Source organism: Paenibacillus sp. J22P277, from assembly GCF_059383675.1.
The window spans coordinates 393,390-417,105 of the sequence record NZ_JBXENS010000006.1; the positions used below are offsets into that span (position 1 = coordinate 393,390).

General features: G+C 56.4%; 15 protein-coding genes. All 15 read right to left on the bottom strand.

Going from position 1 to position 23,716, the window contains the following annotated elements; all coding sequences use genetic code 11:
* Positions 1-3: 3 nt before the first annotated feature.
* Entirely contained in the window at positions 4-1,467 is a 1,464-nt protein-coding gene (gene gucD / locus AC50YL_RS22575) for an alpha-ketoglutaric semialdehyde dehydrogenase GucD (protein WP_494835284.1), read from the bottom strand.
* Between the two features lie 39 nt (positions 1,468-1,506).
* A complete protein-coding gene (locus AC50YL_RS22580; protein WP_494834893.1) occupies positions 1,507-2,412 on the bottom strand; it encodes a fumarylacetoacetate hydrolase family protein in 906 nt (301 codons plus the stop codon).
* Between the two features lie 95 nt (positions 2,413-2,507).
* On the bottom strand, positions 2,508-3,266 hold the full coding sequence (locus AC50YL_RS22585) for an IclR family transcriptional regulator (protein WP_494834894.1): 759 nt from the start codon (positions 3,264-3,266) through the stop codon (positions 2,508-2,510).
* Positions 3,267-3,530: 264 nt separating this feature from the next.
* Positions 3,531-4,235: a response regulator transcription factor gene (locus AC50YL_RS22590; RefSeq protein ID WP_494834895.1), complete on the bottom strand. Its 705-nt coding sequence runs from the start codon at positions 4,233-4,235 to the stop codon at positions 3,531-3,533.
* Positions 4,183-5,955 carry a sensor histidine kinase gene (locus tag AC50YL_RS22595; RefSeq protein ID WP_494835285.1) on the bottom strand — a complete coding sequence of 591 codons (1,773 nt, stop codon included), beginning with the start codon at positions 5,953-5,955 and terminating at the stop codon, positions 4,183-4,185. Before AC50YL_RS22595 ends, AC50YL_RS22590 begins: the two co-directional genes overlap by 53 nt.
* A 117-nt stretch (positions 5,956-6,072) precedes the next feature.
* Positions 6,073-8,424 (bottom strand): glycoside hydrolase family 95 protein, encoded by a 2,352-nt coding sequence (locus AC50YL_RS22600; RefSeq protein WP_494834896.1) that lies wholly within the window; start codon positions 8,422-8,424, stop codon positions 6,073-6,075.
* Between the two features lie 68 nt (positions 8,425-8,492).
* Positions 8,493-10,100 carry an extracellular solute-binding protein gene (locus AC50YL_RS22605; RefSeq protein ID WP_494834897.1) on the bottom strand — a complete coding sequence of 536 codons (1,608 nt, stop codon included), beginning with the start codon at positions 10,098-10,100 and terminating at the stop codon, positions 8,493-8,495.
* Between the two features lie 64 nt (positions 10,101-10,164).
* The gene (locus tag AC50YL_RS22610; protein WP_494834898.1) at positions 10,165-11,046 is read right to left on the bottom strand and encodes a carbohydrate ABC transporter permease; all 882 of its coding nucleotides are present in this window, start codon (positions 11,044-11,046) and stop codon (positions 10,165-10,167) included.
* A 15-nt stretch (positions 11,047-11,061) separates the two neighbouring features.
* Complete coding sequence (locus AC50YL_RS22615) at positions 11,062-12,045, bottom strand: ABC transporter permease (protein ID WP_494834900.1); 984 nt, start codon at positions 12,043-12,045, stop codon at positions 11,062-11,064.
* A 361-nt stretch (positions 12,046-12,406) separates the two neighbouring features.
* Positions 12,407-14,701, bottom strand: a complete 2,295-nt coding sequence (locus AC50YL_RS22620) for a glycoside hydrolase family 95 protein (RefSeq protein WP_494834901.1) — start codon at positions 14,699-14,701, stop codon at positions 12,407-12,409.
* Between the two features lie 66 nt (positions 14,702-14,767).
* Complete coding sequence (locus AC50YL_RS22625; RefSeq protein WP_494834902.1) at positions 14,768-16,405, bottom strand: response regulator transcription factor; 1,638 nt, start codon at positions 16,403-16,405, stop codon at positions 14,768-14,770.
* A complete protein-coding gene (locus AC50YL_RS22630) occupies positions 16,383-18,149 on the bottom strand; it encodes a sensor histidine kinase (protein WP_494834904.1) in 1,767 nt (588 codons plus the stop codon). Before AC50YL_RS22630 ends, AC50YL_RS22625 begins: the two co-directional genes overlap by 23 nt.
* A 73-nt stretch (positions 18,150-18,222) precedes the next feature.
* Positions 18,223-19,899, bottom strand: coding sequence for an extracellular solute-binding protein (locus AC50YL_RS22635; RefSeq protein ID WP_494834905.1), 1,677 nt, complete (start codon positions 19,897-19,899; stop codon positions 18,223-18,225).
* A gap of 121 nt (positions 19,900-20,020) precedes the next feature.
* A complete protein-coding gene (locus AC50YL_RS22640) occupies positions 20,021-21,436 on the bottom strand; it encodes a family 43 glycosylhydrolase (RefSeq protein ID WP_494834906.1) in 1,416 nt (471 codons plus the stop codon).
* The gene (locus AC50YL_RS22645) at positions 21,433-23,637 is read right to left on the bottom strand and encodes a hypothetical protein (RefSeq protein ID WP_494834907.1); all 2,205 of its coding nucleotides are present in this window, start codon (positions 23,635-23,637) and stop codon (positions 21,433-21,435) included. Before AC50YL_RS22645 ends, AC50YL_RS22640 begins: the two co-directional genes overlap by 4 nt.
* Between the last annotated feature and the right edge of the window lie 79 nt (positions 23,638-23,716).

A 23,716-nucleotide genomic window follows, 5' to 3' on the forward strand; every position in this document is an offset into this window, starting at 1 on the left:
CGATCAAGACTTCAAGAACACGGTTTTGATTGCCGTATAGAACTCGATTGCCGCCTGCCCTTGTTCCCGCGAATGCGAGCTCGAGCCTTTCATCCCGCCGAACGGCGCCTGCAGCTCCACGCCCGCCGTCTCGGCGTTGACGCGGACAAGCCCCGCATCCATATCCTGCACGAACGTCAACACGCTGCCGAGATCGCGGGTATACAGCGAAGCGCTGAGCCCGTATTCCGTTTCGTTCGCGAGTTCGATCGCTTCATCCATGTCCTTGGCTTCGATCAATGCCAGCACAGGGCCGAATATTTCCTCCCGCGCGATCGTCATCGATGGCGTCACCCGGTCGAATACGGCAGGCGTCACGTAGAAACCGTTCTCCAGCTCCGGACTTGCCGGCGTCTCCCCGCCGGTCAACAGCACGGCGCCTTCTTCGACCCCCGTGCGGATATACCGCTTGACGGTCTCGTATTGTTTCTCGCTCGCGCAGGGGCCGAGCCACGTATCCGCCGCCAGGCCGTCACCGATGCGCAGCCCGTTTACTTTCTCGAGCAGCTTCGCCTTGAACGTCTCGTATACGTCGCGCACGACGATGACGCGGCTTGTCGCCGTGCACTTCTGCCCCGTGGAACGGAGACCGCCGCTGATCGTGGCGTCGACGGCGAGGTCCAAGTCGGCGTCTGCGGCTACGATGATCGGATTTTTGCCGCCCATCTCAAGCTGGTATTTCGCGCCTCGCGCCAGCGCGATTTGACCGACGCGCTTGCCGACGGCATTGGACCCGGTGAACGTGACGCCATGAATGCCCGAATGCTCGGCGATTCCCTGCCCGATAACGGCACCGTCGCCGATCACCATATTGACGACGCCCCCCGGGAAGCCCGCGTCGTGGAAGCATGCCATGATCAGCGCCGCGGTTACGGCTGTCTCGGCCGCCGGCTTCCAGACCACGGTATTGCCGTAGATCAGGGCCGGGGCCATCTTCCACACCGGGATCGCCACCGGGAAATTCCAAGGCGAGATGACGCCTACGACGCCGAGCGGCACGCGCGTCGTAAACATCAGCGCTTCCGCGTCCGTAGATGGAATGACGTCGCCGACCGGCCGCATGCCTTCTCCTGCGTAATAACGCAGGATAGCCGCTCCTCGTGCCGTCTCGCCCTTCGCCTCGGCGAGCGTCTTGCCCATCTCGCGGGTCATCATCCGTCCGATTTCGTCCACGCGGCTTTCCAGCAGGTCCGCCGCCTTGTACAGCAGCGCGCCGCGCTGGGCGCCGCTCAGCTTGCGCCAAGCTTTTCTGGCCGCTTCGGCCGAAGCTACCGCATCGTTCAGATCGTTCAAGTCCGAATCGGGAACCTGCCCGACAATCTCGTTTCTATGAGCAGGGTTGATACTGGGCATCCGCTGCCCTGCGGCCGGCGTCTGCCATTCGCCGCCTATATAATTGTCGATTGTAACTGTACCTTGAATCGTCATTTCGTCGCGAACTGCCATTTGTCTCTTCCTCCTTGCGTATTATCCCTCAATGCGTGCAGGTTCCAGCTCGTGGGTATACACCGCCGTATTTACAAGCGTGCCAATGCCTTCGATTTCAATCTCGATCCGATCGCCGGACGCAAGCGTGAACTGGTCCGGCGGTACAAGGCATGTGCCGGTCAGCAGCACGGTGCCGTCATACAGCTCATTGTCCCGCTTCAAGAACCCGACGAGCTCCTCCAGCCGGCGTTTCAACTGCCCGGTATTGGCCGATTCATCGACGACCTTCTCGCCGCCGCGATAAATACGGCAGGAAATGGCGAGCGCATACGGATCCTTCACCGTCTCCGCCAACCGGACGAAGGGACCGATCGCACAAGAACGCTTCCATATTTTCGCTTGAGGCAGGTAGAGCGGATTCTCGCCCTCGATATCGCGGCAGCTCATGTCGTTGCCCGCCGTGTAGCCGACAATTCCGCCGCTCCGGTCCAACACCAGCCCCAGCTCCGCTTCCGGCACCTGCCACGACGAATCGCCGCGAATGCATACGTGCTCGCCGGGCCCGACGGTACGCGCAGCGGTCGATTTCATGAACAGCTCCGGCCGCTCGGCGTCGTACACCTTATCATAGAACGTATCGGCGCCCTGCCGCCCCGCCGTCGCTTCGTAATTGCGCGCTTCCCGGCTGCGCTGATAGGTTACGCCCGCTGCCCATACCTCCGGCGCTTCAAGCGGGGTCACGAGGTCAAGCGTTTCCGGCGGCGATCCAAGCGACGGCCGGCTTTGCAGTAACCCGCCTACATAATCCGCGGTCGACGAACCGGCCTTCCGCGCGTTCCCGACAAGCGTCATAAGATCCGGTTCCTCCAACCGGTAAGCCGTTCCGTCCTCCGTCAAAGCGCCCAGATACGTGCGTGAATCATCCCGGTAACGAAAAATGCGCATTCGCTTCGCCTCCAACTAGTGTTTTATATTATAAAACGTCGTTCTCATTCAAGCGGACAAGAACACCGGCAAGAGCGGTCGCCGGATTCATCCGATCACCGCGGCCTAAACCCGAGACCTTGTGAAATACGCGCCGCCGTGCCACTGAGCCTATCGGCAAAATCCGCCAACTGCATATCGCCGGCCGTCGCGGCCATTGTCGATATGCTGATCGCGGCGGCAAGGTGCCCGGTATGGTCGTATACCGGAGCGGCTGCGCACCGTACACCCGGCTCATTCTCTTCGCGGTCGTAAGCGACGCCCGTTTCCCGCACGTTCTTCAGTTCTTGGCGGAAGGCTTCTTCGCCGGCGATCGTCTGCGGCGTATGAATGACGTATACGTACCCCTTCAAGAGCGGCTCCGCCTCCGACTCCGGTATAAACGCCGCCAGTACTTTCCCGACCGCGCTGCTGTGAAGCGGGACGCGGCGTCCGATGCGGGAGTATCGGATTGCGGCTTTGCTGCCCTCGACCTTATCGATATATACGCCCTCTGCGCCATCCCGTATGACAAGATGAACGGTCTGTCCGGTCTCGCCGGACAATTGTTGCAGCGGTCCCGCAGCAATGCCGCGCAGATCGAAGCCTTGCAGAAGGAGCTGCCCCTTCTCCAGCAATCGCATGCCGAGGCGATACAATCCATTCTCGTCCTGCTCGATATAGCGGTGCTTTTGAAGCGTTTTCAATAGGGAATGCACGGTACTCTTGTGCAGACCGATGCGTGCGCTGATCTCCGTTATCTTAAGCTCGCGGTTATTCTCGTCGAAGAGTTCCAGAATCGCCAGCGCGCGGTCGACGGCTTGGATGATTGGCATGTAACGCTTTGCACACCCTTTTGTTTTATAATATAGAACAGTGTTCTATAATATTATAACACACTGCCAAAGATTGGCCAGCATTATGATGCGATATCGACATCTTTACAAGGAGGAGTAAAGATGTACCCCGTTCGACCTCCACCACAAAGGAATCGGATACTCTGAAAACGCACTATCTAACGCTCTCTACAGCCCTTGTACCATAAGAGTCCTCGTCTTTCAATCCTTTCCGTTAGGTGATTCATGACGTTCGATTTCTTCTTAATTTTCGCGGTAGGCGCCGGGAGTCGTTCCCGTGTATTTTTTGAAAACCTTCGCGAAGTAGTGCTTGGTGTCGAACCCGACCTGTCGGCTGATCGCGCAAACGGTCGAATGAGGCTGCGTTTTCAGCAGCTTTTGCGCTTCCCGGATTCGTAACGCATTCAAGTAATTGACGAGGGTGTCTCCCGTCTCCTTCTTGAACAAGCTGCTAATATAATTCGGATGCAGACTCATGCGATCCGCAAGATGGTCGAGGGACAGATCGTTCATATAGTTCATTTGCAAATAAGCCAGTATCCGTTCGGCGTGCCGACTGTACTCCGAATCCGATGCGGCGGGAAGCTCCTCCCCGACGCGGCTCAGCAAGGCCGCGATTTCCTTTTTGTCCAAGGGCTTGAGCAAGTAATCCACGACGCCCGAGCGAAGGGCCTGACGGACATAGTCGAACTCGTCATAGCCGGTCAGGATAATGAATCGATCGCATATCCCCTCAAGGCGGGCCTCCCGAATCAATTCGAATCCGTTCTTCTCCGGCATATGGATATCCGTTATCGTCACGTCGGGCATAAAGCGCTTCATCGTCTCTAATGCCTCCGGGGCATTGAAGGCCCAGCAAATGTCGGAACCGACAGGCGCGACTTCCTCGACGATTTTAACTAACCCTTTCAGAATCAAAGGTTCGTCGTCTACGATCAAGATCTTCAACGTCCGCCACCTTCCTTTTCACGATGATAATGCGCAAGCAGGCTCCTTTGCCCGACTCGCTGAGGATTTCCAGTCGGGATTCTCCTCCGAAGAAGCTTTTGACTCGTTCGTTGACGTTTTTCAAACCTACGCCGACCGGCTCCTCTGCCTTTCTAGGCTCATCGTGCCTGGACAACCGTTCGCGAAGCGCGAGAAGCTTCTCCGGCGTCATCCCGTTGCCGCTGTCGGTAACGTCGATCGTAATGTCGCTTTCCGTTTCCGTCGCCTGCAGCGAGATATGGACGGGTCGAAGGACGGCGGAAGCTCCATGCACGATTGCATTTTCGATAATCGGCTGCAAAAGGAAGCGCGGACAAGTCAGCCGCTCGGCATCCAGCGCGACTCGAATTTCAAATGTCAGCCTGCTTTGGAGCCTCATTTTGTGGATGTTCATATAAAAGGAAACCATCTCGATTTCCTTCGCAAGAACCGTTTCTTCCCGCGCGGACGACAAGCTGTACCGCATCAGTTTCCCGAACCAGAAGGAAATATCGGCGACTTCCTTGTCGTCGTTGGCTTCGGCGACCATTCGGATCGTCTCGAGCGTGTTATAGAGGAAATGAGGCTTGATCTGCGCCTGCAGCACCTGGTATGCCGCTTCTTTGTTGCGCATTTCAGCTCGGTGGACGTTGTTGATGAGTTCGTCCATTCGCCGGACCATCGCGTTATAGGCGACGATCAGGAATCCGATCTCATCCTTTTCGAACTTGCCGCTTTTAATGGTCAGCTGCCTGAGGTTATTGTCGTCCAGCGTGCGCATATGCCGGGCTAACCGAAAAATCCGTTTGGTAATGGTCGAAGCCAGCAGGTAATAGGCGATGGATAGCGCGATCAACAGCAGCACGATCATCGTCACCAAGACGATTTCCTTCTTCTTCACGGAACGGAATACGTCTCCCACCTGACCGGTGACGATGACGCGAACGTCCAGCGGCTCGAGCTTCAGCTGATTGACGATCGTGTGCCGGTCGATAAAAAATTTCCGGTCATCCGCCCGCAGCAGACGCAACGTCTTCTTGTCCAACGTCGGCGCTTCGTTCGTCAGCGGATCGCCCTGCCCGGACAACAGCAATGCTCTCCAACTGCCTTCCACGCCCGCGGCCGCATAGAAGTTATGGATTAAACTTTTGCGTACCCGAATTTCAAGAAGGCCGATTCGCTCCGTAATTTGCGTATTGTAGATGTACTGGTAATAGATCAGATCCGGATCCGACGCCTCGGGATCGGCGCGCAGCCATTTCCCCTGTCCCGCTTTCAGGGACGAGACGGTTTGTTCCGTTTGCGGATCCAGCATAGACCGGTCGCGAAACAGATTGGTGATGGGCAATACCCGATCCTTCATCTTATAAATGACGATGGATTCAATCTCCGGGTTAGCAAACATGGATTGCGTGTTCAGCGGGAGAATATATCGGGTCAGCGCGTAGATGCTGTCCGCGTCGGATTCGTATACGCCGTCCAGATAATCGGTCAAGTAAGGATTGTATTGCAGCACCCGGTGGACCGACTGAATTCGGGCGAAATCCGTTTTCAGATTGGCGTAAGCCTGCTCCAGGATTTTCTGCCTGCTCTCCACGAATTGTTGCGTCAGGTTGCCGTAGATTTGCGCGTAATAGTGATAACCGAATGCCAGAACCGGGATAAAGATCATAATCACGTAACCAAGCACGATTTTGCGCATGATGCTCAAGGCGGCGCTTCCCTCCGATGCGGAATCCGTATATCGTTAACGTATCACGTACCAAAGAATTCCGATAGAGGCGCTTCCTTCCGGATTTGCGATTCCGCAAACCCCCGGTTACCGTGAGAACGGATCAAATTGAAACGATTCGCCAGCCTTCACGGCGCATCGGATCGATCGCTTCCCATAGCGCAGCGTACAAGGCATTCCGCAAAGGGAACGGATCTCGGCGCCGATTAAGCTTCCTTCCGCCCAAGTCATGCCGACTTCGAATCCCCCTCTGGCGCGAAGGCCCGCGACGGAGCCTTCCGGCCAAGATTCCGGCAAGGCAGGAAGCAATTCGATTTCATATTCGGCTTTTCCGTTCCGATAGCGTGATCGGCTTTGCAGCAGCATTTCCGCAATGCCCGCGGTTCCGCCGAAATTGGCGTCGATCTGCATCGGAAACGGCGCATGCTGATTGAGCAGATTCGGATTGGTCGATCCCGCCAAGAGATCGACGAGCCGCTTGCGCGCGCGCTCCCCGTCCCGCAATCTGGCGTGCAGCGCAATCCGCCAAGCGGCCGGCCAAGCCACGCTTCGGTCCTTGCTGCGATGGCGAAGCTCGAGGCTTTTGCGCGCCCCCTCGAACGTTTCGGGCGTATCCTCGGCTATCTGATTGCCGGGATATAAGCCGTAAAGGTGAGACACGTGGCCGTTCGAATCTTCCGGTCGATCCCAATCCTCCGGCCATTCCTGCAATTGGCCGAATCGTCCGATTTGCATGGGAGGGATCCGGCCCAGAACCTTTCGGATTTCGTGTTCGAACGCCGAATTTTCGCCCAGCAGCTCGCTTGCGATCAAACAACGTTCGAGCAAGTCCCGGATCAACTGCAGGTCCATCGTGGACGAGATCGTAAGATGCCTTCTTCGAGCGCGTCCGTCCCGATAGGCGTTCTCCGGCGAATAGGAAGGGTTGGTAACCAGCAGACCGGCGAATTTGACGCCTTCGGGAGCCTCCACCAGGAAGTCCATCACGAATCGGGCGGCTTCTTTCATGGCAGGGTAGGCCCGTTCCCTCAGAAAGTCAAGGTCGGGATTGTATTCGAAGTGATCCCATAAGTGCTGGACCAGCCATGCTCCGCCCATCGGCCAGATGCCGGCATGGATGTCGACCGGGGCCGCGGCGCGCCATAAATCGGTATTGTGGTGGACGACGAAGCCCCTCGCGCCGTAATAGAGTTCCGCCGTGCGCGCGCCGGTGACGCGAAGATCGTCGATCAGATCGAACAGCGGCAGGTGGCATTCCGGCAAGTTTCCGACCTCCGCCGGCCAGTAATTCATCTGGACGTTGATGTTGGTCGTCCATTTGCTTCCCCATTCCGGCCATTCTTCTTCATTCCATATGCCTTGCAAGTTGGCAGGCTGATCGCCCGGCCTGGAAGACGCAATAAGCAAGTACCGGCCGAATTGAAAATATAACGCGGCGAGCGACGGGTCCTCCGTCTCCCGAATGGCGAGTACGCGCCGATCCGTCGGACGCCGCTTGCCGCCGGTTCCCTCCTCCGCCCCGGCTCTCCCCAGCCTTATCGAGACTCGTTCATACAAGGCAGTATAGTCTTCGACGTGTTCGTCCAGCAACTCGCGATAAGGACGTTCGGAGACGCGCGCCATATACCGGTTGTTCGATTCCGAAGGATCGCCCCCGATGTCCCGGTAATTCACGAAGCTTGTCGCTCCGGAAAAAACGAGGGTTACGGCACTCGCTTCCGCTATGCGCAGGACGCCGTCGAGAGCAACGCACGAACCGCCTTCGCAAAAAGCCGCGAGCTTCCCTTCGAATCGGAGTCCCGGACCTTCCCAAGAGCCGCTCCAGTTTCTTGGACCCTTGCGCGTTCCTGTCCTTCCCATCAGCCGAATCGCGCGGCTGCCGTCCGATTGAACGGACGCATCGGGATGGACGCTGGACAAAGACGCGTCTACGGCGATATTGCCCCGCTCGCCGCACGAAAGCCGAATCACGAGGCAGCCGTTCGGGCGTGAACAGAAGATTTCGCGCGTGTATTCGCATCCGTCGGCTTCATAGGATACGGTCGCCACCGCTCGCCGCAGATCCAATTCACGCCGATATCGCGTCACCTCGCGATGCCCGGGGAAGGCCAGATTCAGCTCGCAAAAAGGCAGATAGGCTTGCAGATGGATCGGGTCGCCCATCATGCGCTCCAGAAATAGCCGCTCCGCCTCCTCGATCCGATCGCCGAAGATCAGGCTCCGGACTTCTTGCAAATAGCGCCCCGCGTCCGGCCGGTTATAATCGTGCGGCGCCCCCGACCACAACGTCTCCTCGTTGATCTGGATTCTTTCCGTCTCCGCTCCTCCGAACACCATGGCTCCCAGTCGTCCGTTGCCAAGCGGAAGCGCCTCTTTCCATGCCTTACCTGGCGAATCATACTCCAGCTTCATCGTTTTCCCGCCTTTCCGTTCTCCCATTTGGCTTCACCTGCGATTTAGCGTGCAAAGTCCGTCAGGAACGCGCGGCGCTCCTGACGGACTCAGTCTTATTTTTTAAACAAATCCTTCTTCTTCTGATAGGTTTGGTTAGCCCAATCCACCAAGCGATCCAGACCGATCTTCTCGGCGTTCTTCACCATGCTCTCGTAGTTTGCAACGGCTTCTTCTTCCGACTTCGCCAAGTAGATTTTAACCTTCTCGTTTTTGATCATCTCGTCGATCTTCGTTTTGATCGTCTTCTCGTCCGAATCCGGCTGCAGCTGAATCAATCCGAGCTCCGGCTTGTAAACCGTGAACGCCTTTCTCTCCATCAGCGCTTTCGTCTTCTGCGCCCCCGGCACGTAGCTGAGCATGCCTTCCGTAACGCCGTCGTTGTACAGGTACCACCATTTGATTCCGTTGCTGTTGACGAAATCGGCGTCGGACGGATCGTATTTCAGATTTGGATAACCTTCGTCGTTCCAGGTCCAATGCTCGCCCTCGACGCCGAACATCGTTAACTTTTTGCCTTCGTCGCTCGCCAGATATTGAAGGAACTTGATCGACGCCTCCGGATCCTTGTTTTTCTTCGTGATAAACGTGCCTGCAAAACCCAGTCCGGAGCTGACCGCTTTCGCGTTTGTCGAAATGGAGCTAGGCAGCATGCGGAACGTATACGAACCGCCGGCGTTTTTGACTTTGACATTGTCCGAGTCGGCAACGCTGACCGTATGCATATGCGCGAATGCCTTCCCGCTGGTCGCATACTGATCGTCGATCTGATCGTTCGTGTAGGCGAAGTTCTCCGCCAGAATGTCCCCTTCGCGGTACAGACGGTTCATGAACTTGAAGAATTCCAGCATTTCCGGCTGCCTGATCGCATAGTCCACTTTTCCGTCCCGCTCGTACCAGCCGTCCAGAAGGCCTTCGACGCCGAACTGCGTCAGGAAGTATTGCTCGATCCAGTCTTTGTCCATGATCAGAGGGATCATGTCCGGATATTTCGCTTTGACCAGATCCAAAACCTTCATAAAGTCGTCCATGGTGTCTATTGGCGGATTGCCGAGCTCTTGCAGAATATCCTCGCGCACCGCGATACCCGGGTTGCCGTCGCTGCCGACCGAGTATTTATTCTGCGCCATTTCCTCCTGCGTCGCGAAGGAGTTGCGCACCGTATAGAAATTGCCGTCATCCATCGTGTGGATCGCAATTCGTATCGGATCGATCTTAAAGTCAGGCGCGTATTTCTCGATCAGCTCGTTCCAAGGATAAGAAAGCTTCGAATCGGACATCCGGTCGATGTTCGCGTTCGTAAAAACCAGATCCGGGAGATCGCCGGACGCGATCATGAGCGGAAGCTGCTTGTCGTCCGTGGCGACCGTCACTTTCAGCTTGATTCCCGTCTTTTCGGTAATTTTCTCTGCAACCGGCCCCTTCCATTCCTTCACCGGATACCAGGAGGCATCGATGAACAAGGACAGCTCCTCCGCCTCGCCGCTTTTTGCCGGCTGTTCGGAGGTGGTTTCAGACGAGTTCGAGACGCCCTCGTTTTCCTTCTGACCGGCAGTGTTATTGCCATTATTGCCGTTGCTGCCGCCGCATGCGGACATCAGCGCCATCGTCATGATAAGGACCAACGATAGGAGCAGAGACTTCTTCCCTTTGCTTCTGTTCAAAGTAACCCCTCCAACAAGTGATATTTATATTAAAGCAAACGCTTTAATAGCGTACCGACGAAAATCAGCCCTTCACCGAACCCAGCATGATGCCTTGAATGAAAAATCGTTGGAGAAACGGATAGACGCATACGATGGGCGCGATGGAGATCACCATGGCCGCTACCTGAAGGGAATAGCCGGTGACCCCGGCCGAGGCGCTGTTGGCGACGGCTATGGCGTCCATCGGCGAGTTGCTCTTGTTGATCACCTCCATCATCCGGAAGGCAAGCGTCCGCAGCCCTTCCGACTGCACGAAATAAGCGGAATCCAGCCACGAGTTCCATTGACCGACGCCCAAGAATAGCGACATCGTTGCGATCAGCGGCATCGAGACGGGAAGGATGATGCGGTAAAAAATAACGAGCTCGCCTGCCCCGTCCATGTAAGCCGACTCCTTTAATTCACCCGGAATTACCTGAAAGAACGAAATCGCGATCAGCAGAAAAAACGTGCTCAGCATGGAAGGGATCACGTAGACGCCGAACGTGTTCAGCAATCCCACGGAGCGCAAAACCACGTAATACGGAATTAATCCGCCGGAGAAGTACATCGCGAAGATGATGACCGTAAAGTAACTTTTACGGAACTGCAGATCGCGGTGCGACAGCCCGTACGCGACCAAACAAGTGAAAAGGACGCCGAGGGCGGCTCCTGCAAGCGTTCTCATAATCGTGACCAAAAAAGCACGGTACCAAAGAGGATCATCCAAAAATCGCGCGTAATTTTCAAATGTGAAGGTTCTGGGCCATAGATAGACGCCCCCGAGAAGCGAATCGGTTCCTTTATTGAAGGAAAGAATCAGGACGTAATAGAACGGATAAAGCATCGATAACGTCAGAACGGCCAGTACGGCATAAATCAGGGTATCCATGATACGGTCTTTTTGTTTCTGGCTGAGCTGCATGCCTGTTCCCCTTTCCTAGAATAGACTTGATCCCGAAGTACGTCTGGCAATGAAGTTGCTGGAGAAAATCAGGATAACGGAAATGACGGACTGGATCAGATCGATCGCTGCCGCATAGGAGAATCTTCCGTCTCTTAATCCGACTTTAAACGCGTAGGTTTGCACGATCTCCGATGTCGGATTGTTGATGCTGTTGCCGAACAGGAACGACTGCTCGAAGTTGGAGCCCACCAGTCCTCCGCCCAGAATGCTTCCGATCGTCAGAATAAGCACGACTACGATCGTTCCTTTCATGCCGGGGAACGTAATATGGCGAATGCGAGCCAAGCGGCCCGCTCCGTCGATCTGCGCGGCTTCGTACAATGACGGGTTGATGCCCGCTATGGCGGCCAGGAAGATAATCGTCCACCAGCCCATCTCTTTCCAAACGGCGCTTCCCGTCGCCAGTCCCCAGAAGTAGTTGGGGTTCGTCAATACGTCAAGCGGCTTGTCGATCAAGCCAAGTCCCAGAAGCGCCTTGTTGACCATGCCGACATCCGTCGACAGGAAGGCGAAAGCGATGCCCGCGACGACAACCCACGAGATGAAATGCGGCATATAGCTGATCGTTTGGACCAAACGCTTGAATTTCAGGTTTTTTACTTCGCTTAGAAGAATCGCCAGCAATATGGGAGCCGGAAAAGCGAAAAAGACTTTAAGAAGACTCAATACCAGCGTATTTCGAACGATCGTTCCGAACTGGTAATCATGAATGAATTCCTTGAAATGCTTCAAGCCGACCCACTCGCTCGTGAAAATGCCCTTGATCCCGGAAGAGATGGAATACTGCTTGAATGCCATGAGAATGCCGAACATGGGCGTATAGGCGAAGATCAATAGAAAAATCATGCCGAGCCCGACGAACAGGTGCAGCGTTTTTTGCTTTTTAAACCGCTTCCAAAACTGCGTTCGCGTTTTTGTTTTTCCCGTAATTCCCGTTACCCGAGTATCCAACTCCATATCTGCTCCTCCTTTGGTTTAAGTGTACCTTCCGGGACAACGCCGTCGAAAGCCAACATTCTTAAGAAAGCGTTGTCATTTTTGAAGATAGGATGGCCCGGAGCCAAGGCAACAGCATCCCGTTGCCGCCGTTCAGATCCGATGGCGATCCGCATGGGCCGCGGCGGTACCATCCCTCGTACGGTTCCGCTTCCGGACAAAAAAAAGATGACCCCCGACGAATGGACGAATTCCGAGGGTCATCTGCCGGCTAATGCTAGTGCGGCCTAGTTCTGCTTTGATCACGGATTAAACCGCAGCGATATGCGGTTTTATTTCACTCTTCCCTGCTTGGCATAAGCATTGACACAAAGAAATCGTTTCAATCCGGAAGCACGGTATAGACGGCGCCGGCATCCGCATAAAAGCGGAGAAGGTCGGCCGGCCTCTCGGATTCGGCCGGTTTCCCCTCCACTGTAATCGAACAACTGATCGCGCTTCGGATAAAGCATGGTCCACTGGCAGCAGAGGCAATTACGGCCTTCGTCAGCCTGCCGTCCTTCCATTCCAAGTCGACCGTAAAGCCGCCTCTTGCGCGCAGCCCATGAACGGAGCCCGTTGACCAAGCTGCCGGAAGCGCCGGGAGCAGATGAAGTTCGCCCGCATGGCTCTGCAGCAGCATCTCGGCGATCGCGGAGGCGCCGCCGAAATTGCCGTCGATCTGGAACGGCGGGTGATTATCCAGAAAGTTCGGCAGCGTCGAGTGCGTCAGAAGCGCGGCGAGATTGGCTGCAGCCTCCTCCCCATCCCCCAGACGCGCCCAGAAATTGACGATCCACGCCCGGCTCCAGCCGGTATGGCCGCCTCCGTTCTCGAGACGCCGCTCCAGGGTGCGCCGGGCCGCTGCCGCTAGCTCGGGCGTGCCGTTCGGAGTGATCTGGCTGCCGGGATGAAGGGCAAACAAATGGGAGATATGGCGATGTCCCGGTTCCGCCTCTTCATAATCCTCGTACCATTCCTGAAGCTGGCCGTGGCGGCCGATCTTCGGCTCCGGCAGCTTCTCCAGCACCAGCCGCAGCTCGCTCCCCAGTCTCTCGCCCTCCGGAATTTCCAGCGTCCGTTCAGCATCGAGAACCGCCGCGAACAGCTCGCGGATAATCTGGGTGTCCATCGACGGTCCCGCGCACAGCACCCCCGATTCGCCGCTCGGCAGCATATAAGTGTTCTCCGGCGATACCGACGGGCAGGTCACAAGCTCGCCGCCCGGCGTCTCCGTTACGTAATCCACCAGGAACAGCGCCGCTTCGCGCAAGGTAGGGTATACCCGCCCAAGAAATGGCGCATCCATCGAAAACCGGTAATGCTCCCACAGATGCAAGGAAAGCCAGGCGGCCCCCATCGGCCAATAGGTTGCGGGCAGATAGGTGTCCTGAGGGGCTGTATCCGCCCACATATCGGTGTTATGGTGAGCGGTGAAGCCCCTGCAGCCGTACATAACCGCCGCCGTATGCCGACCTGGTTCGCGCATCCGTTCCAACAACTCGAACAGCGGCTCATGACATTCGGGAAGACCGCATGTTTCCGCCGGCCAGTAGTTCATCTGCGCATTGATGTTGATCGTGTATTTGCTGTCCCATGGCGGCAGAAAATGCTCGTTCCAAATGCCCTGCAAATTGGCGGGCAACGAGCCGGGTCGGCTGGAGGCAATCAGCAGGTAGCGGCCGAACTGGAAATAAAGCGCGAACAGGCCAGGGTCTGCTTCGCCGCCGCGAAGCCGATCCATTCGCCGCGCCAGGCTCAATCGCTCTAGTTCGGCGTCTGTCGGACCGAGCGACAGGGATACGCGGCCAAACAACGCACGGTGGTCGTCGATATGGCGCTTGTATAGCTCGGCATAGCCATGTCTGAGGGCAGCTGCTGTTCTCGCCTGCGCTTCCGCAAGCGGGTCCGGAACACGGAACGTCGTGGCGGCGGCAAGGATAAGCGTCACGCTATCGGCATCTTCGACAAGGAGGTGATCGCCGATTGCCTTTACCGTTCCGCCTTCCGCCGACACCTTCAGCACCGCAGCGAACTCGCTTCCGCCTTCGCCGCCGCAGTTGCCCGCCATCCAAATCGCGCAGTCCCCCGTTCGGCCGGTCCGATCGGCATAACGCCAGCGACCTCGTTCCAGTCTCGCGGTAAAGCCGATTGCGCCCGGTCGATCGGCGGTCAGTCTCATGACGATCGCCTGGTCGGGATGACTTGCAAACAACTCCCGCTTGAATGAAACACCGCCCTGCCTGAACGTAACCGAAGCGATGCCGCCGTCCATATCCAGCGCCCGCGAATAGTGCTCCATCGTACCGCTGGGCAGCGTGAAATCAAGCAGCAGGTGACCGAGCGGCAGATAATGCCGCTGGGTTTCCGGCAAGCCGGACAACGACAGCAGGGCAAGGCGCTCGGCCTCCTTCAGCTTCCCTTCGAATATCAACCGGCGGATTTCCGGCAGATTCGCCCGTGCATCGGGGTTATTGCGATCCCTTGGTCCGCCATGCCAGACGGAGTCCTCGTTCAACTGCAGCCGCTCGTGCCCAGGCTGGCCGTACATCATCGCGCCTAATCTGCCATTGCCGACCGGCAGCGCTTCATCCCAAGCTTTCGCCGGGTCTTCGAATAACAATGCGTGGGTTGTCATCTTCTCACTCCTTAATCGTCGTCAGCTGCAGGTATCCTCTTCGTCTCCGCGGTGGGCGTTCAGGCGCTAATCGCGCATACTTCTTGAATGATTGAAGGACGCTTCCCGATATTCCTGAGGCGTTACGCCCATTGCTTTTTTGAAAAACCGGGTGAACGACTGGGAAGCCTCGTAGCCGACCTGAACCCCGATCTCGAGCACCTTCAATTTGTCGTTCTTCAGCAATTCCTTGGCCCGGTCGATTCGGGCGGATTCAATATACTCGGACAAGTTGACGCCGCATTCCTGCTTGAACAGACGCGATACGTACGACGGATTAAAATGGATGTAACCGGCGAGACGGACCAGCGACAGATCTTCGTCCAGATGCTCCTCGATATAAGCGCGAACCTTCAGGATCGCTTCGGCGGCCCGGTTGCTTTCGCCGGAGCTTCTTAGCTCGAAAAGCGTCGTCGCGACCGTTCGCAGGAATCCGAACGCTTCCTTCCATGACGCGAATTCGTCGCGGCGCATGAGGGCGGACACGCCGGGCACCTGATTCTCCAGCTCCCATTTGTTGATGTACGACAATAAGACAAGCGAAATCGTATAATACAGCTCCAGCAGATACGGCGCGCCGTTGTCTCGTTCCGATTCCGTCAGCTCGTCGAACAGCAGGAGAAATTCGTCGCGTCTGCCGGCATCCAGATGCACGGACAACGCGTCCGATTTGTCCCGCGGCGAACGCTCCTTCGTGCAGCTCGTAGCCAGCAGGTTCACCGTCTGCACCATTTGAGCGCCGTCGCCGGTTCTGGTCTGCCGCTGCCGCCTCATTTTGTCATAGGCCGAAGAGAGCTTGATCCATTCGGACGGGCAATTCCCCAGCGTGACGGCGACGGTGAGGTCGAGGTTCTTCATGCACGCTTGTTGGATCAATTCGAATTGACCGACCAGATAGGGGAGGACGGACGCGCCTTCCTCCGCTTCGTTCCCGTCGGCCCGATCAGCCGGCGGCTGAATGAACCAGACCGGATCTCCGAAGCGGTCGATCGTGCCGAGAACCCGTACCTGGCCGTTCAGCAAGCTCTCGGCCAGCAGCATAACGGCCATAGCCGATTCATGCCGATTGGCATAAGACGACACGCGGGATGAGACATGGGAAAGATCTCCCAGCGCCACGTAGACCGGTCTGTCGGCATCGAGCGAGATCCTCAGCTTACCGAAGTCCGCGACCAGATTCGGCGCCGGATTCGCGCCGTGCAGCAGATGGCGGAAGTACTCGCCGCGCGCAAGCACTTCCAAGGTCTTCAAACTCTCCTGCGCCCGCTGAACGAGATCGTTCACGCGCAGGCTGTCGTCCAGCTCCGCCACGGCTTGGACGACCGCCTGAATGACCTTCGGGTACCCTTCGCTCTTGAGCAGGTATTGAACGCCGGGCGTCTGAATCGCCCGATACACGGAATCGAAGTCGCTGTAGCCGGTGAGGAAGATCACGCGACAATGCGGCCAATTCCGTTTAATGATGGACATGAGCTGCATCCCGTCGATTCCGGGCATCCGGATATCGGACAACACGATGTCCACACGGGTTTGATGAAGCCAATTCAAGGCCTCCCTGCCGGAGTAGGCCTTGCACAGATCCAGATCCAGCTCGCATCCGGCCAACGTCTCGTACAAGCCGTCGGTTATCATCTCTTCGTCGTCAACGATCAGCAAACGGTACATCGGCTTGTCCCTCCCATGGAAAGTGAAGCGTTACTTGAAGTCCCCCCAGCTCGCTTCGGGCGACTCGGACGCCGCCTCGATCGCCGTACGTGATCGTCAATCGCCGATGGATATTGACCATCCCCGTCGTCTCTGCATATTCGTCCCGGTTCGCCAACGCCTTCGATAATTCGATCAGCTTCTCATCGGACAGATCATCGCCGTTATCTTCGACGATGATGCGGAATTCATCGCCCTCGTTCCCGAAGCGAACGACGATCAACCCGTTCTCCTCCTTGCGTTCCAGGCTGTGCTCGAAAGCGTTCTCGATAATCGGCTGCACGATCAGCCGCGGCACTTTCGCCTGCGCGGCTTCCATCGGGAGATCCTCGAACCGCGCCCGGATACGCCTGGAGAAACGAAGGAGTTGAATGTCCGTATACGTGCGCGCATGATGGATCTCCTGCGCGAGCGAAATTTCGTCGGAAGCGCTGCGCGTCACGAAACGAAAGTATTCGCCGAGCTGGATCGTGAATTGCTCGACCCGATCCATATCTCCCGTTCGGGCCATCGTATTCAAAATAAACAAACTGTTGAACAGAAAATGAGGATTGATCTGCGATTGAAGCTGCTTCAGCTCGGAACGCTGCACCATCAGCTTCTGCCGATAGGCCTGATCGATCAGCGACCGAAGATTTGCGACCATTTGATTGAATCGGCTGTACAAATAACCGAATTCATCCTTCGATTCGTGCGTGATGACCTGCTCCAGATCGCCGTTCTCGACGCGGCGGAAGCTCTTCACGAGACGCAGCAGCGGTTTATGAATGAATTTATACGTCGACATGGCATAGATGGCGACGATAACGAGAGCCGCCGCGGCAAAAAGCCATGCCCACGTATAGAACTTGTCCAACGGCTTTCGGATAACCTCGGACGGAATGAACCGATAGATCGCCATGTCCAGCTTGTCAGATCCAGCGTAGATGGTGTAATACAAATGTCCCCCGAACGACCTGGCTTCGCCATAGTCGCCGGAGTTTTTCTTCTGCGCCACGTACAAGGAAGCTTCCTTCATGAAGGACGCGACGGAACCGCTCGCCAGCTGGATGCCGCCGTTCGCCGAGAGCAGCAGGGTTCCGCTTCCGGAATAGGTGTTGAACTGGGCCAACGCCTCCGTCAGCGTCTGTTGGTCCAATTCGATTTCAACGATGAATAACGGCTGTCCCTTCGGGCTGCCGCTCGGCTTCGCCGCGCTAAGGTACAGCCCGTTCTTCCATTCGATGATGCGGGTATTCCGATTGCCGTAAACGGAAAGAACGGAGTCGTATAGCGTCTTAACGAGCGGACTTACGCCGTCGACTGACGAGATGACGCGACCGATAGGTTTAATGTAAACGCTTACCTCTTTGATATACTTGCTGCTGTTCTGAACGAGATAGAGCCGATTGCGCAGCGAATTGATCTTGTCGGTTTTCTCTATAACCCCCATCCGATCCCAGAGCAGCGTCAGTTTGTTCAGGTCTTCGTCCTCGAGCAGCCCGAATTGCAGCAGCTTGATCCGCTCGATCTCGTTCTCGAGATCGGTCAGATAGAAGGTCGTCTGGGAGGCCGCCGTCTTGGCGATATCCTCTCTTGCCGTGTGAATGGACCATTGGTACAGATAGACGCCTAGAATGATCAGGGGCATTAAAATGAGCAGAAACGTAAAAATCAACCGAAGAAACAGGGTGTTGCGAATCGAAAACATCGGTGTTTTGAACATGGCGCTCCTTCAACCCCTAATCCTGTCTAATCGATTCAATCCTATTCCTTCGCATTTCCCAACTTGCATGAGGCTACTTCTTCATGGATGCGTAATAATCGTTGACTTCCTTCGTAATCCGCGAGCCGCCAAGCTTGTTCCAATCCTGCACGAACTTGTCGAATTCCTCTATCGGCGCGCCGAGGATGATCCTGACGAATACTTCGTTTTGCATTTTCTCCAGCGTCGTTTGCCGTTCCACCATCGTAGCGGTCGGAGCGCCTTCGAATTTATCCAAGAGAAATTGCTTGTTTTTGTCGTACTGATCGACGATGCCCTCCGCTCCCTCGGATCCGTAGATGCGTTCCCAGCCCCATAGCGCGAATCCCTCCTTGGAACCGGACGCGTATGCGTCGAGCTTCTGCTGAATGACCTTTGCTTCTCCCGTCAGCTTCAACTTGTCGCCCGTCCTGCGCACGTCGTCCAACGTTCGGAACAGCTCCAGATTTTTTTTCGTCGGCGCGGGCTGGACCAGCGACAGCTGCCATACGCTCTCCGCATCCGGCGGAGCATAGTAATAATCGTTCTCCTGGGTTTTGCCCCAGTTCTTCTCCACGTGCATATTGAACAGCTTGATGATGGCCTCGGGATGCGCAGCGCCTTTGCGGACGGCGAAAAACTTCGTCGTGCTGAACTTGAGAGGAACCTTCGCCGGTTCGCCGGATTCCGAGACGATCGGGAAAGCGCGCCACTGCGCGTTCGGATCGTGGTTTTTATTCAATTGCAGGGGCCAGATGGAATTCCATTGCTGGCCGTACTCCATCCCGATTTTGCCGTTCGAGATGACTTCCGATACCTTGGTGCCCTCCTTGACGCCGAACTCTTCGTCCAACTCGTCGTTTTTGTACATGTTTTGCAGGGCTTGAAGCGCCTTTTTCATCGCCGGTTGAATGCTGCCGAACACCAGCTTGCCTTCCGGGCCCTCCAGCCAGATATTCGGAAAAGCGCCGTAGCCGGCCATGAAACCTTCAAGCCCCATCGATCCTCCAAACAGCTCCTTCGTAATGGCGAGACCGAACGTGTCTTTCAGGTGATTCCCGTCCGGGTCGCGCTCGGCGAAAGCCTTCGAAATCGCCAGGACGTCGTCCGTCGTTTTCGGCGGCTGCAGGCCCAATTTATCCAGCCAGTCCGTGCGAATCCAGACGAACTGAGCTTGCTCGATCGATGACCCCGTCTGCGGAATCGCCATTAGCTTGCCGTCGAACGTCGCGGCGTCGAACGGTCCCGAACCCTCCTCGGAGAGGATCGCCTTGAGCTCGGGGGAAGCATACGCGTTGTACAAATCCGTCATGTCCTCGATCTGACCCGAGTCGGCGAGCTGCTTGAGCTGCGTGGCGTTGACCGGTATGACGTCCGGAAGGTCGCCCGAGGCCAGCATCACGTTCACCTTCTGCAAATACGGATCCGACGTGTCGTTGCCTTTGACAACCCAGTTATATTTGATCTTGACGCCGAGCTGGTCATAGTAAAGCCGGCTCCAACGGTTATCCTCGAACTTCTCGTCCTTCAGCACGCCCAGGACGTTGTTTTCGACGATGTCGCTCAGGTTGCGGACGGTCGTGATCTCGATCGGCGGGTCGTATTTGCCGTAAGGCCCCGCCGTCGCTTCCGTGCTCGGAGACGCATTGCCGCCGCTGCCGTCCGTATTATCGTTGCCGTAGCAGGCCGCTAGCGCCGCCATGAGCATCATGACCGAAACCAGAGCCAACATCGAACGAGTCCTACCCTTGTTCATAGCCATCCCCTCATCATCGGCTTTGCCTCTGCCATGGTTGCGCTCTCATTATAGGCTAGCGCGAACGGTCCGAACAACGTTCATCTATGATGTTGCGTTATTCCAACGCGAACGAAGCCAAGCTTGCACCCCCTGTGCCCCTATACGTAAAGTACAGCGCTTGAATGCCGTCCGGAATGATGACATCCGCCGAATAGGCTTGCCATACGTTCGTAAAGTCGACCGGAATCCTTCCGAGAGCAGGTCCGTCCCACGATGTCTTGACTTCGAATGCGCCGCGGCAATAGCCGCGTATGGTAATACGGACTGTCCGAATTCCCTCGCAGCGGAAATACTTGAAGCCTGCCGTCGCGGAGTCCCTCATGTTGGCGATATAGCCGACTTCTTCATCCCCGTCTTTGCCATCCTGCGTGATTTTCGGAAATCGGCTGTCCATCCATTCCCCGGGAGCACCCGTATACGGCGCTTCGTCTCGGCAGAACAGATTGCAGGCCAGGTACGCGGGATACTTCCCTTGGCCTTCGAGCGGTCCACCGTTCGGACCGCAGGAGGTCATCTCCGCCTGGACAATCGTGCCGTCCTCCCGGAATGCGATCTGTTCGATGCATCCCTGCCGGCTGAAATTCGTTCCGTTCGTATGCCGATGATAGAAAATGTACCATTTCCCGTTCAATTCCACAATGCTGCCATGGTTGTTGCCTCCATAGTACATGGGCATTTTCGCCGGCTTGTACGAATCGATATGAAGATCGTTATTGCTTATGACGACGCCTTGATAGACGAAGTCCCGGGTCGGGGATTTGCTGGTCGCGCAGCACAGCTCATGCATGACGATAGAAGAATAGATCAAATAATACGTATCGCCTTTCTTCCTTATGGAAGGCGCCTCGAAAAAGGCATGTCCCTCGAAGCCGCTCCCGTCGCTATACGGTTCGCTTGGCAAGGCGCATACCGGCTCTTCCAGAATGGTGAGCATGTCCGAACCAAGCACCGTCGCCATGGCGCCGCGTCTTGACCGGTCGCCTTCCGCGCAGAAGCCGGTGTACAAATACGTCTTCTCTCCCTCCGTCAGCACGCCCGGGTCGAAAGAAGGTTCATCGCCGTCCTTCTCTCCCAGCCGCGTGCCGTCGGCATGCTGGACGTACCCGTAGAATTCATACCTTCCGGCCGGCGTATCGCAGACCGCCACCGATACGACGGACACCTTATCGAGCACGTAATAGAGATAATATCTCCCGTCGGGGCCGACCGTGACGTCCGGCGCGTACAGGCACATGCTGCCGTCCGGATTCAGCGGGTCGTCCGTTTTCTCGTAAATCAAGCCTTCGTAGCTCCAATCCGCCAGATCCGCCACGGGAGCCGACCAGCAGGCATATTCGTTCAAGCAATACGCATGTCCGTTAAATCGGTCGTGCGAACCGTAGACATAGACTCTGCCGTTAAAAGCGTACGGTTCGCCGTCGGGAATGTACTCCCATGACGGCAGATAAGGGTTGAATCCTTGTTTCTTCATATCCTGGCTCCCCTTCCGAACGTATCGTAAATGCGGTTTCTCTTCGCTCTCTCCTCCGGAAGGAGCTTTTGCGCATCCGCGATCTCGTAACCGCCGAAGGTGTCGCGCAGCCTCGATGAAGGATCGACCTCCACGAAGGTGCACCACGGCAGCCAATGGTAGTGGCTCTGCAGCGTTTGGGTCGCAAAGTTGCCGCTTTCGTGTCCCAGGCCGGGCATGGCGTATCCGATGCTGCCATCGACATCGGTCGACTGCCGGGTGTTCTTATGAGTAAACTCGGCGAAATCGAGATAGTGCTCGTCGCCCGTGATGACATACAGCCTGTAGTACGTATACGAGCAGGCGGCCATGTACACGTCGGCACCGCCGCCGATCGTAATGATGCTCTGACCGCTGATCGAATAGCGATTAAACGGATGTTTCGGCCATATCGTATGCACGGGGAACGTCCAGGCATAGGTCCACGTCTCGGTATAGTCGGCGGCTCCGATCGCAGCTTCGAGCCAACGCTCCTCGCCGGTCAGATCATAGAGGGCAAGGAAGCCGAATAACGCGTAGATGCCGGCCTCTTTATCCTGGATATCCGAGTTGTCGCAGGTGCCGCCCCGGTATTCCATGGTCCGATAATTGTTATCGTAAGACCATTCGCCGGCTTTGATCGCGGCGGTTCGATAGCTGTCGTCGCCGGACACCAGGTAAAACTGCACAAGGAAACGAATCGCGCTTGGCGTATTGGACTTCGAGTCCATGCGGATGGAGCTGTCGGCGTAATACGCGCGATAGAAGCTTCCGTCTTCATTCTGAATATACAACAGCCAATCGGCGGTCCTTTTGCAAAATTCCAACCAAGCCGGCCGCTCGTCGCCCTTCTCCCTCATATAGAGATACGCGTCCAAGACAGCCTCGATCCCGTCGGCCAGCATGCGGATATAGTGCGGGTACGGCTCGAACCCCCGGAGGGTCGGATTGTAGCACATCCGCGGCAGGCCGGATTCGGTCATGGCCGCATGCGCCCAAAAATCGATCACGCCCACGCCTTTAGCATAGGCTTCGGGTACGTTCTCCTTGTCGCCGTATCGAAGCAGCTGATAGCCGATGCCCGGCTGCTGACCCACGAAGCCGAACTGAAAGGAAACGCTCGAGATATCCATATCGGGCAATTGGCAGGCAAAAGGCAACCCGTACGAATCTCCGTACTGCCGCGTGTACCGGGTCAAGATGTTCATGCCGTTGCGGAAATGCTGTTCGTTATCCACTTCGAAAAGCTTGTCGCGCAGGCGGTCATAGGTAACCCGCCAGAGCTCCTTCATCATCGGCTGAAAACCGCCGTAATGGCCGAAATGGACGGCGACAGCGTAACTTTGCGTAAAGCCGGCCGCTACGGGATGATTCACGCGTTGGAACGTTTTCGGTTTCTGGCGGAAATCCAGGCCGGCATAGGATCTGTTCACAGGCAACTCCCCGTCGCCGCCCGGATACACATAGTCGATCGACAGGCCGGCTGCCTCCGTCTCGACTTCCTTGCGTATGCCATAGCCGTAGTACATATAGTTCAGCGTCTTGTTCTCCGGCTTGCTCATCCCGATGGCTCCGACTGTGCACTTCGGGTCCGCTATGTTTTCCGACCTTACGATATCCGTAGACGGCAGGGTTGCGTCCGCCGCCCAGCGCGACAGCGCCGCCGCTTCTCCCGAAGCGATATGCTGCATGGCGAACAGCGGCAGGGCGTAACGGGTCTCCATTCGCCAAAAATATTCGTTATCCAAATCTTTGCCTATCGCGGAGTCGGGCGCGAATTCGTTTTGCTTGTACCAGACGCCGGGCGCGAAGCAGTTGTAGTCGCGGACGTTATCCGATTCTTCCATCATCAAAGAAACCTTGGTGGAGAAGCCAAGGTCGTCTCCTGCCTCCAGCACCTCCACGGTCCGGCTTACTTTGAACCCGGCGCCTGCGGCTTCGTATACGTCAGTGAAGAAGAATGCCGAACCGGACGGCACGGTCATCGTGCCCCGGGCCACGATCTTTCCGCCGGAAGCGGCGATATCGGCGTAAGCGCCGTCGTAAAACTCGTTGACGGCAAACGCGGTCTTTACCGTCACGAACATCGGTCTCTTGTTGAAATAGAGGATTCGGTCGTTTTTCCGCACCTCGATGCCGCCCTCTTTGAAGAGCAGGATGTAATTGCCGCATGCCAGTATCATGGAACGTCCCCCTTTGATTGCAATAAAAAGAGGGATATATATTTATGGTTAAATACACATCCCCCAGGGATTCATTTCG

Bases quoted from the DNA above. Each gene is read 5' to 3' on its own strand.
- AC50YL_RS22635 (WP_494834905.1), bottom strand. From the start codon at position 19,899: ATGTTGGCTCTGGTTTCGGTCATGATGCTCATGGCGGCGCTAGCGGCC.
- AC50YL_RS22640 (WP_494834906.1), bottom strand. From the start codon at position 21,436: ATGAAGAAACAAGGATTCAACCCTTATCTGCCGTCATGGGAGTACATT.
- gucD (WP_494835284.1), bottom strand. From the start codon at position 1,467: ATGACGATTCAAGGTACAGTTACAATCGACAATTATATAGGCGGCGAA.
- AC50YL_RS22620 (WP_494834901.1), bottom strand. From the start codon at position 14,701: ATGACAACCCACGCATTGTTATTCGAAGACCCGGCGAAAGCTTGGGAT.
- AC50YL_RS22615 (WP_494834900.1), bottom strand. From the start codon at position 12,045: ATGGAGTTGGATACTCGGGTAACGGGAATTACGGGAAAAACAAAAACG.
- AC50YL_RS22610 (WP_494834898.1), bottom strand. From the start codon at position 11,046: ATGCAGCTCAGCCAGAAACAAAAAGACCGTATCATGGATACCCTGATT.
- AC50YL_RS22595 (WP_494835285.1), bottom strand. From the start codon at position 5,955: ATGCGCAAAATCGTGCTTGGTTACGTGATTATGATCTTTATCCCGGTT.
- AC50YL_RS22580 (WP_494834893.1), bottom strand. From the start codon at position 2,412: ATGCGCATTTTTCGTTACCGGGATGATTCACGCACGTATCTGGGCGCT.
- AC50YL_RS22585 (WP_494834894.1), bottom strand. From the start codon at position 3,266: ATGCCAATCATCCAAGCCGTCGACCGCGCGCTGGCGATTCTGGAACTC.
- AC50YL_RS22630 (WP_494834904.1), bottom strand. From the start codon at position 18,149: ATGTTCAAAACACCGATGTTTTCGATTCGCAACACCCTGTTTCTTCGG.
- AC50YL_RS22625 (WP_494834902.1), bottom strand. From the start codon at position 16,405: ATGTACCGTTTGCTGATCGTTGACGACGAAGAGATGATAACCGACGGC.
- AC50YL_RS22600 (WP_494834896.1), bottom strand. From the start codon at position 8,424: ATGGGAGAACGGAAAGGCGGGAAAACGATGAAGCTGGAGTATGATTCG.
- AC50YL_RS22645 (WP_494834907.1), bottom strand. From the start codon at position 23,637: ATGATACTGGCATGCGGCAATTACATCCTGCTCTTCAAAGAGGGCGGC.